At 65.5% G+C, this 15,900-nt stretch carries 13 protein-coding genes and 1 riboswitch; of the genes, 7 read left to right on the top strand and 6 right to left on the bottom strand.

Annotated features, from left to right (window positions below; translation table 11 throughout):
- The first annotated feature begins 32 nt into the window (after positions 1-32).
- A complete protein-coding gene (locus tag DOM67_RS14680; RefSeq protein ID WP_110677228.1) occupies positions 33-476 on the top strand; it encodes a tripartite tricarboxylate transporter TctB family protein in 444 nt (147 codons plus the stop codon).
- A gap of 16 nt (positions 477-492) precedes the next feature.
- Entirely contained in the window at positions 493-2,001 is a 1,509-nt protein-coding gene (locus DOM67_RS14685; protein ID WP_110677230.1) for a tripartite tricarboxylate transporter permease, read from the top strand.
- A gap of 165 nt (positions 2,002-2,166) precedes the next feature.
- Here DOM67_RS14685 and DOM67_RS14690 read toward each other — a convergent pair whose 3' ends face one another.
- A complete protein-coding gene (locus tag DOM67_RS14690; RefSeq protein WP_110677232.1) occupies positions 2,167-2,664 on the bottom strand; it encodes a 6,7-dimethyl-8-ribityllumazine synthase in 498 nt (165 codons plus the stop codon).
- A gap of 137 nt (positions 2,665-2,801) precedes the next feature.
- Positions 2,802-2,969: riboswitch (FMN riboswitch) on the bottom strand.
- 173 nt (positions 2,970-3,142) lie between these two features.
- On the opposite strand from DOM67_RS14690, the gene DOM67_RS14695 reads away from it, so the two are divergent.
- Complete coding sequence (locus tag DOM67_RS14695) at positions 3,143-4,129, top strand: sugar-binding transcriptional regulator (RefSeq protein WP_110677234.1); 987 nt, start codon at positions 3,143-3,145, stop codon at positions 4,127-4,129.
- Between the two features lie 58 nt (positions 4,130-4,187).
- On the opposite strand, the gene DOM67_RS14700 is transcribed toward DOM67_RS14695, so the two are convergent.
- The 5 genes from DOM67_RS14700 to DOM67_RS14720 all read right to left on the bottom strand — a co-directional run bounded on the left by DOM67_RS14700 (position 4,188) and on the right by DOM67_RS14720 (position 11,217).
- Complete coding sequence (locus DOM67_RS14700) at positions 4,188-5,192, bottom strand: sensor domain-containing diguanylate cyclase (protein ID WP_110677237.1); 1,005 nt, start codon at positions 5,190-5,192, stop codon at positions 4,188-4,190.
- Entirely contained in the window at positions 5,189-6,574 is a 1,386-nt protein-coding gene (locus DOM67_RS14705; protein WP_198651831.1) for a DUF917 family protein, read from the bottom strand. Before DOM67_RS14705 ends, DOM67_RS14700 begins: the two co-directional genes overlap by 4 nt.
- 87 nt (positions 6,575-6,661) lie before the next feature.
- Positions 6,662-8,662: a transketolase gene (tkt, locus tag DOM67_RS14710; protein ID WP_110677241.1), complete on the bottom strand. Its 2,001-nt coding sequence runs from the start codon at positions 8,660-8,662 to the stop codon at positions 6,662-6,664.
- A 47-nt stretch (positions 8,663-8,709) separates the two neighbouring features.
- Positions 8,710-9,480, bottom strand: a complete 771-nt coding sequence (locus tag DOM67_RS14715) for a triose-phosphate isomerase family protein (RefSeq protein WP_110677243.1) — start codon at positions 9,478-9,480, stop codon at positions 8,710-8,712.
- 9 nt (positions 9,481-9,489) lie between these two features.
- Complete coding sequence (locus tag DOM67_RS14720) at positions 9,490-11,217, bottom strand: dihydroxyacetone kinase family protein (RefSeq protein ID WP_110677245.1); 1,728 nt, start codon at positions 11,215-11,217, stop codon at positions 9,490-9,492.
- A gap of 367 nt (positions 11,218-11,584) precedes the next feature.
- Between DOM67_RS14720 and rpiB the strand changes: the two genes are divergently transcribed.
- The 4 genes from rpiB to DOM67_RS14740 all read left to right on the top strand — a co-directional run bounded on the left by rpiB (position 11,585) and on the right by DOM67_RS14740 (position 15,883).
- Positions 11,585-12,046 (top strand): ribose 5-phosphate isomerase B, encoded by a 462-nt coding sequence (gene rpiB / locus DOM67_RS14725; protein ID WP_110677247.1) that lies wholly within the window; start codon positions 11,585-11,587, stop codon positions 12,044-12,046.
- A gap of 436 nt (positions 12,047-12,482) precedes the next feature.
- Complete coding sequence (locus DOM67_RS14730; protein WP_110677250.1) at positions 12,483-13,595, top strand: alcohol dehydrogenase catalytic domain-containing protein; 1,113 nt, start codon at positions 12,483-12,485, stop codon at positions 13,593-13,595.
- A 66-nt stretch (positions 13,596-13,661) separates the two neighbouring features.
- Positions 13,662-14,312, top strand: coding sequence for a DUF2291 domain-containing protein (locus DOM67_RS14735; RefSeq protein ID WP_110677252.1), 651 nt, complete (start codon positions 13,662-13,664; stop codon positions 14,310-14,312).
- Complete coding sequence (locus DOM67_RS14740) at positions 14,309-15,883, top strand: sugar ABC transporter ATP-binding protein (protein WP_110677254.1); 1,575 nt, start codon at positions 14,309-14,311, stop codon at positions 15,881-15,883. The genes DOM67_RS14735 and DOM67_RS14740 overlap by 4 nt, the downstream gene beginning before the upstream one ends.
- Positions 15,884-15,900 lie beyond the last annotated feature (17 nt).

Genomic DNA, 15,900 nt, shown 5'->3' on the forward strand with positions numbered 1-15,900 from the left:
CGGCGCATGACCCGGCACAGGAGCCACTCCTCATGGACAGCCACTGGCTATCGCTGTTCGATGTCACCATCGACTTCAGCCAATCCCATCTCTTCTTTCCGCGTATCGTGACCACGCTGCTGGGCATCCTGCTGGTGATGATCCTGGTGACCCGCTATCGCCGCATCGTGCCTGCGCTGCGACATGCCGGGCGCGTGGTGGGGGGGCGCGAAGGCAGTTTCGACCGCAAGCGCTTCTTCGGCACCCTGGTGCTGGTGACGCTCTACTTCTATCTCATGGGGGGGCTGAGCGACGTCTTCCCCAATACCGGCTACAGCTTTCTGATCATGTCGGTGCTGTTCGTGTTCTCGCTCTCGCTGCTCTACGCCGAGCGCCTCTCCCGCCGGATCCTGCTGATCATCACCCTCAATGCGCTGATCGCTCCGGCCATCGCCTGGTACGTGCTGGCGCAGCTGTTCCGCATCACGCTGCCCTGACCCGGAGATCCGACCCATGGACATTCTGTCCCACCTCACACCGATGTTCTTCACGCTGATCGCCGCCGGGACGCTGATCGGCATCATCTTCGGCGCCATTCCCGGCATGACCGCGACCATGGCGGTGGCGGTGTGCCTGCCGCTGACCTATGCCTTCGGCCTGGTCAACGGTATCGCGCTGCTCTTGGGGCTCTACGTCGGCGGCATCTCTGGGGGGATGGTGCCGGCGGTGCTGCTCAACATTCCCGGCACGCCGTCATCGATCACCACCACCTTCGACGGTTACCCCATGGCCCAGCGCGGCGAGGGCGAGCGTGCGCTCAAGACCGGGATCGTGGCGTCGATCTTCGGCGGGCTGTTCAGCGCCGCGGTACTGTTCTTCTTCGCCCCGGTACTGGCGGACTTCGCGATCAAGTTCTCCTATGTGGAGAAGTTCCTGATCATCCTGCTGGCGCTGACGGTGATCGCTTCGCTCTGCTCGAACATGCTGATGGGTATCTTCAGCGGGGTGCTCGGTGTCTGGCTGAGCCTGATCGGCACCTACTCGATCACCGAGGGCGGTAACGGTGAGCCGCGGTTGATGTTCGACTTCATGCAGTACTATCTGATCGATGGCTTCTCGCTGCTGCCGGTGTTGATCGGTATCTTCGGGCTGAGCACCATCCTGCTGGACGCCGAGAACGGCTTCGCCGATGCCCCCGGGCAGGGCCGGATCAAGCTCCAGGGCGGTGCGCGCTTCTCGTTCTCGATCTTCAAGGGGCAACTGGTCAACCTGATCCGCTCTTCCGGGATCGGCACCTTCGTCGGCATGCTCCCCGGGGTCGGTGGCAGCGCCGCCTCGGTGCTCGCCTACAGTCAGGAGAAGAACTTCTCCCGCGACTCGTCGCAGATGGGCAAGGGCGCGACCCAGGGCATCGTCGCCTCGGAGTCATCCAACAACGCGCTCACCGGCGGCGCGCTGGTGCCCCTGCTGTCGCTGGGCATTCCCGGGGACTCGACCACCGCGATCCTGATCGGCGCCTTCACCCTGCAGGGCATCCAGGTCGGCCCGCTGTTCATCGGCAACAACATGGACACCTGGTATCTGATGATCATCGCCCTGGTGGCGGCCAACGTCCTGATGTTCGGCATCATGTACTTTGCCATCCGCCATATCGCCAAGGTGATCGAGGTGCCCAAGTACATCCTCTACCCGCTGATCGTGATGATGTGCGTGGTCGGTGCCTATGCCATCAACTACGGCATCATGTTCGACGTCTGGACGCTGCTGATCTTCGGCGTGTTCGGCTATGTGGCGCAGAAAATCGGCCTGGAAGTGGTGCCGCTGATCATCGGCTTCATCCTCGGCAAGTCGGCGGAGGTCTACTTCGTCAAGAGCATCGAGTCCTACGGCAACCTGACGATCTTCTTCACCAAGAGCCCGATCGCCGTCTTCCTGTGGGTACTGATCGCGGTCTCGGTGGCCTTTGCGATCTATCTGCGGGTGCGCAACCGGCGCCGCGAGGCGAGCAGCCTGGTCGAGTAAGCAGGTCGAGTAAGCAGGTCGAGAGAGCGGGGCGAGCCAGCGGTTCGAACTAGCCGCTGCGTCTCGTCTCGACGACGCGCCACATGACGACAAAGCCCACGCCGATGGCGTGGGCTTTGAGCTGTCATGGCGCCAGGCTCTGTGACGCCAGCGCGTAGCGAGTGGTCAGTCGACGCTCAGCTTGCGCACCTGATTGAGATTCTCCAGCGTCGCCAGGCACGCCTCGGCGGCCTCCGCGCCCTTGCTCAGGAAGTGCTCGCGGAAGAAGGCGGTGTGCGCCTCGTGCTCGTGGAAGTGGTGCGGGGTCAGCACCGCGGAGATCACCGGAATCTCCTGCTCCATCTGCAGCGCCATCATGGCGTCGATGACCGCGGTGGAGACGAAATCGTGACGATAGATGCCGCCGTCGACGACGAAGCCCGAGGCGACGATCGCGGCATAGCGGCCGCTCTTGGCCAGCAGCTTGGCCTGCAGCGGGATCTCGAACACGCCGGGTACGCTGAAGGTCTCCAGCTGGGCGGTATCGAAGCCGCGCTCATGGAGGCGCTCGACGAAGGCGGAATGGCAGTTGCCGACGATATCGTCATGCCACTCGGCACGGATGAAGGCAATGCGCTGGGCGCGCGTCTGCGCGGAGAGCTGCGGGGAGGTGGACTGATTCATGGTCGTTTCCTGTGATGGTCGAGGTAACCAGAATCAGGGCTGCGGCGCGCTTGGCGTACGCGAAAGACGGCAGGCACCGTAGCACTCGGCGTGTCAGCCGGGGGCGGTCGGTGGACCGAATCGACATGGGCAAGTGACACCGTTCTCTTTCATCCGGACTGTGACCGTCGGCTTCGGAATCGCACCGAATCTGCTGACCCGGGCAACCAGCGTGGCTCGCTGCCCGGCGCTCGCGGGCTTGGGCAGCCCGCAAGCGCGCTGCCATCACCGCCGGTGGGGACTTCCACCCCGCCCTGAGAACCGATGCCGGCGGGCGTACCCGCCGACATTCGCCCATAGTCTACGCCCTTCACCGCGGGCGCGGAAGGCCGTCGCCGGGGCGCGCTGTGGTATCGTGTGGCGGCATCTTTGGGCGCGCGCCGTGGACTCGACCGCCGCCCGCCCCGACTCCCTGACACGCCACCCGGACCGAGACCGCATGAGCGAGCGTAACGACACCGCCGAGATCGCGCTGATGACCGAGATCGCGACCCTCTACTACATCGAGGGGGAGACCCAGGAAGCGATCGCCAACCGCCTGGGCATCTCGCGGGTCAAGGCCGGGCGGCTGCTCAAGCGAGCCCAGGGCGAGGGAATCGTCGACGTGCGCGTGCGCCAGCATCCGGCGGTGAGTGCTGAGATCGAGCAGGCGCTGATTCGCCGCTTCGGCATCCAGCGCGCGCTGGTCGCCCTCGACCACGCCGACCCCGAGGTGCAGCGCGGCAATGTCGCCAGCCTGGTCGCCGACCACCTCTCGCGCAGCCTGAGCGAGGGCGCCATCGTCGCCGTGGGCATGGGGCGCAACGTCGGCGCGGTGGCGGACAACGCCTTCGAACAGGGGCAGCGCAACTGCTCCTTCGTCTGCGCCATCGGCGGCTCGGTGCGGGCCGGCGAGTACATGAACCCGGACCATATCTGCCGGCGCCTGGCGATGAAGTTCGGTGGCGACAGCGAAACCCTCTACGCGCCGGCGCTGGTGCAGAATCTCGAGCTGCGCGACGCCATGTACGACAACCCCACCATCCGCCAGACCCTCGATCGCGCGCGGCGTGCCGATTTCGCCCTGATCGGCATCGGCGATCTGAGCGAGAACAGCAACATGGTGCGCATGGGCTGGTTCTCGCCTCAGGAGACCGCCGAAGCGCGCCTCTCCGGCACCGTCGGCGACATGATGGGCTACGACTTCATCGACATCTACGGGCGCCCGTCGATGACGCCGATGCAGGGCCGCGTGATCGGCCTGACCATCACCGATCTGGCGCGGATCCCCGATGTCATCGCCATCGCCGCCGAGAACACCAAGGCGGCGGGTATTCTCGGCGCGCTGCGCACCGGGGTGATCGACACCCTCGCCACCAGCGTCACCAATGCCCACACCATCCTGCGTCTGGACGAGGCGACCCGGGTCGACGACGGCGAGGGCTGATCCGCAGCGCAGTCGCCTGCGCCACGTCACCTGCCGGCTGGCGCGAGATCGTCACCCACTACGAGACCGAGGTGGAGACGTCGTGCCCTTGGATCCGGTTGCGTCCTTCGTGCTTGGCGCGATAGAGGGCGCGATCGGCGAGCACCATCAGATCGTGAAAGGAGCGGCAGGTGGGGGCGAGCTGGGCGACGCCGATGCTCAGGGTGACCGAGGCCTCGCCCTCGCCGTCATAGGTCGCGACGGTCATGTCGGCAATGCACTGGCGTATCCGCTCGGCGATCGTCAGTCCTGCCTCCAGCGAGGTCTCGAGCAGCACGATGGCGAACTCCTCGCCGCCGATCCGACCCACCGTATCGATGGCCTCGCGTACCTGTTGCGCGCAGCAATCGGCGACGGCGCGTATCACCAGGTCGCCGGTGACATGGCCCCAGGTATCGTTGACCTGCTTGAAGAAGTCGATATCGATGAGCAGCAGCGTCAGCGGGTGCTCGAAGCGCCGCGAACGTTGGCATTCGCGCTCGCCGATCTCCATCAGGTGGCGTCGGTTGTAGACGCCGGTCAGCGAGTCGCGGGTAGCCAGGGCGTGGAGCTCGAGGTTCATGCGCTCGAGTTGGGCATTCTGCTCGGTCAGCCGGGTATTCAGCGCCAGCAGCTCCTCCTCGTGGCGCTTCTTGTCGGCGAGACTGAAGCTGACACCGATGAAGCGATCACCAAAGACCGCGTCGTCGATCAGCTTGCCGTAGTTGGCATACCACACCCACTGACCATCCTTGGCAAGGATGCGGAACTCGCTGTAGTAGCGCTCGGTGCGACCCTTGATGTGCTCATCGATGGCCTGTTCGACCGAGGCAACGTCATCGGGATGCATGAGGGCAAAGATATCGCCGATTTCGTCGGCCTCTTCCTCTTTGTCATAGCCGAGATCGGCAAAGATCTTGGTCAGCCCGAAGACCACCTCTCCCGTGGAGAGGTTGTTTTCCCACAGATCGAGCCCGCTGGCTTCGAGGGTCAATTGCAGACGCTTCTTGTAGAGGTCCTGTTCATCCACAGGAAAATCACTCATGCAGGGCCTTTGAGGGGGCCGCCGGCATAACCGATGCGTCGCAGCAGGCCGGCGAAGGAGTCGCAAACACCGGTGGCGTCGCGAAAGGCCGAGGCGGCGCGAATACTGATGACGCTGACCGGCACACCGGTGCTCTTGCCGGTCTGCCGGTCATGATAAGGCGCCAGATCGTCGAAGGCATTGGAGAAGCCGCGGCCGGTGGCTTCCGAGTAGTAGCAGATCGAGTCCGGCGCGATGATCACGGGGGCGCCATCCTGGGCAGCGTACAGGATCAGGTTTTCATTCATGTTGTAGAGGTAGTGCGTGGAGGTGCTGTCGCGCGGATCGGGGGTGTCATCCAGGCGAATGATGCCGACATCGAGGGAGGCGCCGTTCGTCGACTGCGTGACCTCGGTGATATAGCCGTTGGTGAGCGCACTCGTCGCGATTCGGCCAGTGAGCGATTCGAGCTTGGCGACGATATGTTCGGTGGTGTGCGGGCTGTCGGCATCCTCCATATACGCCCCCAGCGCTCGGACCTGCTCCAACGTACCGGACAGATAGTGATCCGTGAGCGCGAAGCCATTGGCCGCGGTGGATGGCCACAGCATGATGCCGGCATAGCTGCCGAACGCAGCGACCACACTGCCCGCCAGGGATTCGACGTCGGCGGCCGTGGCGGCTTGCAGGCGCACCGAGCGTGCGTCCTCGCCACGCTGAGCGTTATCGGCCAGGACGCAGGGGCTGGCGGTGAGAGTCGCGGCTCCGCTATAGAGGGTTTGCGGCAGTTCCGGCACCGCGCGTCCACTGCCGTCGCCATTGACGACCCACTTGACCGGGGTGTCGCCGAGGGCGGCGATCAGTGGCACGAGTGAGTTGATCGGCCCGATTTCGACGGGAATCACACATGTCGGTGTCGTACCGCAGAGGGTCCGGAAGGCGTCTACGGTGTTGTTCATCGCCCGCTGTATCGCCGCCAGGGAGAGATCTTCGGCGGCGTCTGGCGATCCCATCATGGCCAGCACGCAGGCGTCGGTGGCGCCGTCGTAATCCTTGATCTCCACGCTGCCGGACCAGCCGCTCGCCTCGAGTTGTTCCAGTACCCGCATCGCGTCGTGGTAACTGCCGCCGCCCCCGCTGGCCATCAGCGCGGCGCCGGTGACGACGTGACGAAAGTCGTCGAGTCCATATTGGAAAGTCATGCAGTTGCTCTCGCTAGGGTGGCGCCTGGCAGGGCCATGACGTTTGCCACGCTGAGTGTTGTTGTTGGTATGGGTGTCGGGGTCTCTGCCGGTCCCGACGCTAAGGCCAGTGGACTGATCGACACACACGACAGCCATTTCAGGATGATCTAAAGCGATGAGGGAAAGCAAGACGAGAACGGGGCGGGACAGCGGCCACATACGCAAACGCCCGGCCTTGGCCGGGCGTTTGCGCTGGCGTTTCCCGCTCTGGACGAGGTGACGCCCCGCACGGGAGAACCGGAGGGATCAGGCGTTGGCGAGCAGCTTCTCGGCGCGGGCGACGACGTTGTCGACCGTGAAACCGAAGTGCTTGAACAGATCACCGCCCTTGCCCGATTCACCGTAGGTGGTCATGCCGATGACGTCGCCGTCGAGGCCCACATACTTGTACCAGGTGGAGGGGATGGCGGCTTCGATCGCCAGACGCTTGCGCACCTCGCCCGGCAGCACCGACTCGCGGTAGGCGGCGTCCTGGGCGTCGAACTCGGTGGTGCAGGGCATCGACACCACGCGCACGCGCTTGCCCTTGCCTTCGAGTTCGGCAGCGGCGTCCATCGCCAGGCCGACTTCGGAGCCGGTAGCGATCAGGATCAGCTCCGGCTTGCCGCCCTCGGCCTCCTTGAGCACGTAGCCGCCGCGACGAATCTGCTTGAGCTGCGCGTCGTCCCGCGACTGCGCCGCCAGGTCCTGACGCGAGAAGATCAGCGCGGTGGGACCCTTCTCACGCTTGAGCCCCTCGACCCAGGCCGCCGCCGTCTCGGTGGCGTCGCACGGGCGCCAGGTGGCCAGCCCCGGCAGGTTGCGCAGGTCGGCGAGCTGCTCGATCGGCTGGTGGGTGGGGCCGTCCTCGCCGACACCGATGGAGTCGTGGGTGAAGACGTGGATGACCCGGGTGTGCGACAGCGCCGACATGCGCACGGCGTTGTGCATGTACTCCATGAACACCAGGAAGGTGGCGTCGTAGGGGATGAAGCCGCCGTGGGTGGCGATGCCGTTGGCGATCGCGCCCATGCCGAACTCGCGCACGCCGTAGTGCAGATAGCCGCCGTCGAAGTCGTCCTTGCTGATCGCCTTGGCGCCTTTCCACAGGGTCAGGTTGGAGGGGGCGAGATCGGCGCTGCCGCCGAACAGCTCCGGCAGGTCCGGTCCGAGCTCATTGAGGACGGCCAGCGAGGCCTTGCGTGAGGCGAGTTTCTCGGACTTCTCCTGGGCCCGCTTGACCAGGGCATCACCGTCGAAGCCCTCGGGCAGCGTACCGCTGTAGCGACGCTTGAGTTCCTTGGCCAGTGCCGGATGGGCCTTTTCGTAGGCCGCCAGCCTGGCGTCGTAGTCGGCTTCCAGCTTGGCGCCGCGTTCCCGCGCATCCCAGGCCTGGTAGTACTCCTGCGGAATCTCGAACGCCGGCGACTCCCAGCCGAGCTGCTTGCGGGCAGCCGCGACTTCGTCTTCGCCCAGGGCGGCGCCGTGGCTCTCTTCCTTGCCCGCCTTGTTGGGCGAACCGAAGCCGATCACGGTCTTGCAGATGATCAGGGTCGGCTTGTCGCTGACCGACTTGGCCTCTTCGATGGCGCGGTTGATCTGCTCGGCGTCGTGGCCGTCGATGTCACGCACCACGTGCCAGTCGTAGGCTTCGAAGCGCTGGGCGGTGTCGTCGGTGAACCAGCCCTTGACTTCGCCATCGATGGAGATGCCGTTGTCGTCGTAGAACACGGTCAGGTTGCCCAGACCCAGGGTGCCCGCCAGCGAGCACGCCTCATGGCTGATGCCTTCCATCAGACAGCCGTCGCCGGCGAACACCCACACCCGGTGATTGACGATCTCATGGTCGTCACGGTTGAACTGTGCTGCCAGGGTGCGTTCGGCGATCGCCATGCCGACCCCGTTGGCCAGGCCCTGACCCAGCGGCCCGGTGGTGGTCTCGATGCCGGGGGTGAGGCCGTGCTCCGGGTGGCCCGGGGTCTTCGAGCCGAGCTGGCGGAAATGCTTGAGCTCTTCCAGCGGCAGGTCGTAGCCGGTCAGGTGGAGCAGCGAATAGTGGAGCATGGAGCCGTGGCCGTTGGAGAGAATGAAGCGGTCACGGTCGGCCCAGTCGGGATTCGCGGGGTTGTGCTTCAGGTGATCGTTCCACAGCACTTCGGCGATGTCGGCCATGCCCATCGGCATGCCGGGGTGGCCGGAATTGGCCTGCTGCACGGCGTCCATGGAGAGCGCGCGGATGGCGTTGGCTAGCTGACGGCGAGATGGCATTGGCTATCGAATCCCCTAGATCGTAAATGGATGGTGGCGCGATGAATTCAGCGGGCCGCCACCAGCGAGCAGGCTTCGCCGACGACGGCCTCGAAGGCGGCCGGGTCGTGGGCGAAGCGCCCCAGGAAGAGGCCGTCGACCCGTCCGGCGAGCCGCGTCAGCAGGTCCGGGCCGGCACTGCCACCGTAGATCACGCTGGCTGCCGGGTGAGTGTCGAGCTGCTCACGCAGACCCTGGCAGACCGCCGCGATGTGCGAAAGCGATGCCGGTTCGGCGGCACCGATCGCCCAGTGCGGCTCGTAGGCGATCACCAGCGGCTGGCGGCGCTGTGCCGGCGTGGCCTGGTCGAGCGCCTGCATGATCTGCTCGCGGCACGCTTCGACCGCGGCCTGCGGTGTACCGCGTTCGGCCTCGCCGACGCACAGCACCGGCGTCAGCGTGTGGTCGAGCGCCACCTGCATCTTGGCGGCGATGCTCGCGGCATCCTCGCCGAACAGGCGCTGGCGCTCGGCGTGGCCGATTTCGACATGGCGACAGCCCATCTCGGCCAGCATGGCCCCGCTCACTTCGCCAGTATAAGCACCGTTTGGCGCCGGATACAGGTTTTGCCCGCCGACGCTGACAGGGGTGTCGGCGAAGATCTCCAGCACCGGCGCGATGGCCGGGAAGCTGGGCAGCACGAATAGCGTTACCCGGCCGTCGGCGACGGCCGGGTAGCGCGGCAGGCAGGCCGCGATCCGTCGGCACCAGGCGAGGGTCTGGGCGTAGCCGAAGTACATCTTGAAACTGATGCCCAGGGTGATCGTCGGTGCGCTCATGGTGCGTTCTCAGTCGGCGGTGGCGATGACCCGATGCACTGCATCGAGGATCATCGCCAGGGAAATGGCGCCCGGGTCGGGGGTGCCCAGGCTCTTCTCCGCCAGCGGGCGGGCGCGGCCGAGCTTGGGCTTCAGTGTCTGGGTGTCTTCGGCGGCGGCCTGGGCGGCCTGGGTGGCGGCGCCCCAGGCGTTGGCCAGGTCATCACCGGCGGCGACCCGCTGGCTCAAGGCGTCGCTGAACGGCACCAGCGCATCGACCAGCGTCTTGTCGCCGAGCTTGGCCTTGCCGAATTCCATCACGTCCTGCTTGGCCTTGGCTACCCCGCGGGCATAGTGCTCGGCCTGCGGCGCGGCGTCGTCGCCCAGAGTCAGGCTCAGGGCGTCGAGCATGACGCCCCAGATCGCACCGGAGGTGCCGCCGGCGCGGTCCGACCACGCCTCGGCGGCCTGGCGCAGCAGAGTGCCGGCCCCGGCGCCGCGGGCCAGCGCCTGTTCGGCTGCCTCGGCGGCGGCCACTGCGCCGCGCTGCATGCCGATACCGTGGTCACCGTCACCGGCGATGGCATCCAGCTTGCCCAGCTTGTCGACATTGGCATCGATCACCTCGCGGGTGGCGCGCAGTGCCTGCTCGACACAGCGCGCCGCGGCCCTGGAGGCCTGGCTGGCGGCGGGAATCTCGTCGGCATCGGGAATGTCGAGCGCCGCGGTATCGATCGGCGGCGCCGGATTGAGGCTGCCCTTGCGATAGGCCGGGGTATCGGCGGGGGCGCGCCACAGCCGTTCGAGCTCGTCATCGAGCCAGAACAGGGTCAGCGAGGCGCCGGCCATGTCGAGGCTGGTGACCAGCTCCCCCACCTCGGGCTCGACGATCTCGATGCCCGCTTCCAGCAGCAGGGCATGGACCCGGCGATAGACCACGAACAGCTCTTCGTACTTGATCGCACCGAGCCCGTTGAGCAGCACCGAGGCGCGGGCGCCGCGCACTGTCTCGATGCCGTCCGGCACCTCCTCGAGCAGATGCGAGACCAGCAGCTCCGCCAGGGCGTCGGCGCTGGGAACGTCCTGTTCGCTGATACCCGGCTCGCCGTGGATGCCCAGGCCCACCGCCATCTTGCCCGCGGGCACGTGGAACAGGGCATCGTCGGCTCCGGGCAGGGTGCAGCCATCGAACGCCACGCCCATGGAGCGGGTGCGCAGATTGGCAGCGCGCGAGAGGCGGACCACCTCTTCCAGCGAGTAGCCGGCCTCGGCCGCCGCCGCGGCCACCTTGAACACGGTCAGGTCGCCGGCGATGCCGCGGCGCTTGTGCAGCTCCTCGCGGTCGGCGCTGGAGATGTCGTCGATCACCGCGACGATCTCGCAGGGGATGCCCTCGCGGATCAGGCGCTCCCGGGCCTGGCCGAAGTGCAGCACGTCGCCGGCGTAGTTGCCGAAGCTCAGCAGCACTCCGCCGCCGTTGTTGGCTGCCTTGCACACGTTGTAGACCTGCTGTGCCGAGGGTGAGGCGAACAGATTGCCCATCACCGCCCCATGGGCCAGCCCCTGACCCACCAGCCCGGCGAACGCCGGGTAGTGCCCGGAGCCGCCGCCGATGACGACGGCGACGGTGCCCGGCTCGCTACGCGTGCTGCGGATGACCCCGCCGGGTACCTGACAGACCCGCTGGGCGTGTGCGGCGACGAAGCCCGCGGCGGCTTCGTCGACGAAGTTCACTGGATCGTTGTAGAGGCGTGTCATGACCGACGCTCCCGAATTGGATGACTGGATAACGGTGCGGCTGGCTGGGCCGAAATGACCGCGGGATCAAGGGTGATATTTTGTTCTGTGTGTGAGCATATGGTTTGGTGCGCAGTTTCAGCCTCATCATAGCGGTGACAGAAGCGGCGGATATGCGACTTTGGTGGCGTTTTTTTGCGGCTTGACGGCCTTTTTAAGGCATATTTCTCGCGCCTAATGGACTGATTTTGCGCAGATGTTGGGCGTCTTTGATGCTTCCAGAGGGCCTATTTTCGATCATATGAATGGTGTTTGTTCATATGAGCTAGCTCGGTCTATGATGTCGCCGTCGACAACCGACGTCAGAGACGGCAACCGGAGGTGAGCGATGGCAGAGCAGTGGCGAGTGGCGGTGGGATGTGACGAAGCCGCCTATGAGATGAAGCAGGCGATGGTAGAGCATGTGCGTGCGCTCGGTCACGAGGTCGAGGATTTCGGCACCCACGATGGCAAGCCGGTCCTCTATCCGGACGTCGCCTTCGAGATCGCCCAGGCGATCGCCGAGGGGCGCTTCGACCGCGGTGTGCTGATGTGCGGCACCGGGATCGGTGTGGCGATCTCGGCCAACAAGGTGCCAGGCATTCGCGCGGCCCAGGCCCATGACACCTACTCTGCCGAGCGGGCGCGCAAGAGCAACGATGCCCAGATCGTGACTCTGGGGGCGCGGGTGGTCGGGGTCGAGCTGGCCAAGGTGATCGCCACGACCTTCCTCTCCAGCGAGTACGAGCCGGGTGGCCGCTCGCAGCCCAAGATCGACCGTATCGAGGCCTACGAGCGAGAGCGGCGCTGACCTCGAAGCAGGCACCTCTCCACTTCGATATCCGCAAGGATCCCGCGCCCGCGGCTCTACAGGAGTCGCGGGCGCTGTCGTTGTGGTTGTCTCCCTGTGGCCGCAGCTCGCTCTGGGTATTCGTGTCGGTATCGCTGGTTTGGGGCTTGGTGTGGCGCGCTTTTGAAAGCGTTATTGAACATATGATCTGTTGAGGATCATTTTGCGCGGCCTGAAATGCCGTTCTTGCTCAGGATCGATCGACAAACTCGCGTTGCAACTTTGGTCTCGGTCGATGGAATAAGTGGTTTTTAAATCCTTCAATAACAATGGCTTGGTTGGCGTTTGGCTAAAGTCTTATGCGCTGAAGCAGCCTCTGTCGTTGATGCGGTTTCGTCGATTGCGCTAAAAACATATGACCGAATGTTGATCATGTGTTTAAGCACCGGAGACGATCATGTCCGACGCTACCGCCACAGCCGCGCAGCACGACGCCAGCGACGCCATCCCCAAGACCATGAAAGCCGTGGTGGCTTACGCCCCTGGTGACTACCGCTATGAAGAGGTGCCGGTACCCGAGATCGACGACAAGGAGATTCTGGTCAAGGTCGAGGGGTGTGGCATCTGTGCCGGCGACATCAAGTCCTATGACGGCGCGCCCAGCTTCTGGGGCGACGAGACCCAGCCCGCTTACATCAAGGCGCCGATGATTCCGGGGCACGAGTTCATCGGGCGGGTGGTCAAGGTCGGCGCCCAGGTCGAGGGCTATCAGCCCGGCGACCGGGTGATCTCGGAGCAGATCGTGCCGTGCTGGAACTGCCGCTTCTGCAACCGCGGCCAGTACTGGATGTGCGAGAAGCACGATCTCTACGGCTTCCAGAACAATGTCAACGGCGGCATGGCCGAGTACATGAAGTTCACCAAGGAGGCGATCAACTATCACGTGCCCGAAGAGCTGCCGCTGGAGCAGGCGATCCTGATCGAGCCCTACGCCTGCTCGCTGCATGCGGTGCAGCGTGCTCGGATCGAGCTGGGCGATGTGGTGGTGCTCTCCGGCGCCGGCACCCTGGGCCTGGGTATGGTCGGGGCGGCCAAGAAGGCCGGTGCCGAGAAGCTGGTGGTGCTCGATCTGTTCGACGAGCGTCTGGAATTGGCCAAGCAGTTCGGTGCCGACCTCACCCTCAACCCCAAGCGCGATGACGTGGTCTCGATCATCAAGGAGATGACCGGCGGCTACGGCTGCGATGTCTATATCGAGGCGACCGGCCATCCCAAGTCGGTGGAGCAGGGGTTGTCGATGATCCGCAAGCTGGGGCGCCTCGTCGAGTTCAGCGTGTTCAAGGACCCGGTCAGTGTGGACTGGAGCATCATCTCCGACCGCAAGGAGCTCGACGTGCTCGGCTCCCACCTGGGCCCTTACTGCTATCCGCTGGTTATCGAGGGCATCCGCAACGGTGATTTCCCCACCGAAGGCGTGGTCACCCACAAGCTGCCGCTGGAGAAGTACGAAGAGGGCTTCGAGCTGATGAAGAGCGGGGCCAAGTCGCTGAAGATCGTGCTGATCCCCTGAACGTGAATGGCCGCCCGTCGGATCGGCGGGCGGCGGCGAACAGCGCCTGACAGGAGGGCTCTGGTCATGAGTACAACCGTTGCAGCCCGGCCGCGCAGGCCCGGCAAGACACGCAGGCGGGTGATTCTGGGGGCTGTGGTGGTGGCGGTCATCGCTGCCATGGCGTGGGATACCACGGTGGTCGAGATCGGCCACGAATCCGAGCTGGCCGGCGGCTTCTCCGCCGCTACCTACGGCAGCGAGCACTTCCCGGCGATCCAGAAGAGCGTGGAGCAGCGCGCGGTGCCGGCCGCTGAGCTTGCCACCGCGGTGCTCGAGGACGCCAGCGCCGCGGGGCAGAAGTATGGCGTCGGCGACGGCTTCGGCCCGGTGGTACCGGTGACCTTTACCGGGGTGGTAGGCGAGGCGCGTTCCGGTATCTACACGGTGGCGGCCGAGGGGGTGCCGGAGGCGATCACGATCCGTTTGCAGACCGGCCCGGCGATCAACGGCACCGACCTGCGCGACGCCACCGGCGAGATCAGCTTCGGCGAGTTCACCAACCAGATCGAGTACCAGAATGCCGGCGCCTCGATCAACGACGCCATGAAAGAAGCCGTGCTGGCGGACATCGATACCGCCGACCTGAGCGGCAGGACGGTGACGGTGACCGGCGTGTTCAAGTTGATCAATCCCAAGAACTGGCTGGTGACGCCGGTGAGGATGGACGTCGAATGAGTCACGTCAACGCCCCCGCGCCGACCTCTGGCGCCGAGACCGATGACGCCCGGCGCGACGACGAAGTGGTGCTCTCGGCGCGCAACGTGGCCAAGTCCTTCGGCAGCGTTCAGGCGCTGAAGACGGTCAACTTCGATGTCTTCCGCGGCCAGGTGACTACCCTGTTCGGCGAGAACGGGGCGGGCAAGTCGACCCTGATGAAGGTGCTCTCCGGGGTGATCCAGCCCACCTCCGGCGAGATCGTGCTCGACGGCGAGCCGGTGCGCTTCGCCTCGACCACTGACGCCACCCGGCTGGGCATCTCGATCATTCACCAGGAGCTGAGCCTGGCGCCCAATCTGAGCGTGCGCGACAACATCTTCATGGGGCGCGAGATCAAGGGCCCGACGGGGATCGACTTCGCCGAGGAGGCGCGCCAGACGCGGGCGCTGATGGAGGCGCTGGACGAGCCGATCGATCCGCTGACGCCGGTGGAGGATCTGCGTCTTGGTCAGCAGCAGATCGTCGAGATCGCCCGCGCGCTGTCGGTCAATTCGCGGATTCTGATCATGGACGAGCCGACCTCGGCACTCTCCGCCTCCGAGGTCGAGGTGCTGTTCCGGGTCATTCGCGATCTCAAGAGTCGCGGGGTGTCGATCGTCTACATCTCCCACCACCTGGAAGAGGCGCTGACCATCACCGATCACGCCGTGGTGCTGCGCGACGGCGTGATGACCGCCTACGCCAAGCGTGCCGACATCGATCTCGAGTGGATCGTGCGCAACATGGTGGGCGACAACTTCGACCTCGGTTCGCCGCCCACCGGGCACACCATCGGCGAGGTGGCGCTGGCGATCGAGGCGGTCAGCGTGGCCGACGTCAACGTGCCCGAGCGCTCGGTGGTCGACCGTCTCTCGCTCGCGGTGCGTGCCGGCGAGATCGTCTGCATTTACGGGTTGATGGGAGCCGGGCGCACCGAGCTTCTGGAGTGCATCGCCGGGCGCGTACCGCTGACCGGCGGGCGGGTGCTGCTGGAGGGGAGCGACATCTCCCGCCTGAGCATTGCCGAGCGCATCGACAACGGCCTGGTGCTGGTGCCCGAGGATCGTCAGCGCGATGGCCTGGTGCAGACCATGTCGGTGGGCGAAAACCTGTCGCTGGCGAGTATCAAGGCCTTCACCAAGGGGCTTCTGACCTCCGGCAGCCGCGAGCGCGGGGTCATCGACGAGTCGATCGCCAGCGTGCACATCAAGACCGACGGCCCCCGCGCCGACATCGGTTCGCTCTCCGGCGGCAACCAGCAGAAGGTGGTGATCGGCAAGATGCTGGCGACCCATCCGCGGGTGGTGCTGCTCGACGAGCCCAGCCGCGGCATCGATATCGGGGCCAAGGCCGAGGTGTTCAAGCTGCTGGCCGAGGGCGCGGCCCGCCAGGGCCTGGCGGTGATCTTCTCCACCTCCGAGGTCGGGGAGTGCTTGAGCATCGCCCACCGCATCGTGGTGATGAGTCGCGGACACATCGCTGCCGAGTTCGGCGCCGATGTCTCCAAGGAGCAGATCATGGCCGCTTCCGGGGAGTCGGTGGTCGCCTGAGCGTCCCACCGCTTCAG

The sequence above is a fragment of the Salinicola sp. RZ23 genome, assembly GCF_003206675.1.
Taxonomy (GTDB): Bacteria; Pseudomonadota; Gammaproteobacteria; order Pseudomonadales; family Halomonadaceae; genus Salinicola; species Salinicola endophyticus.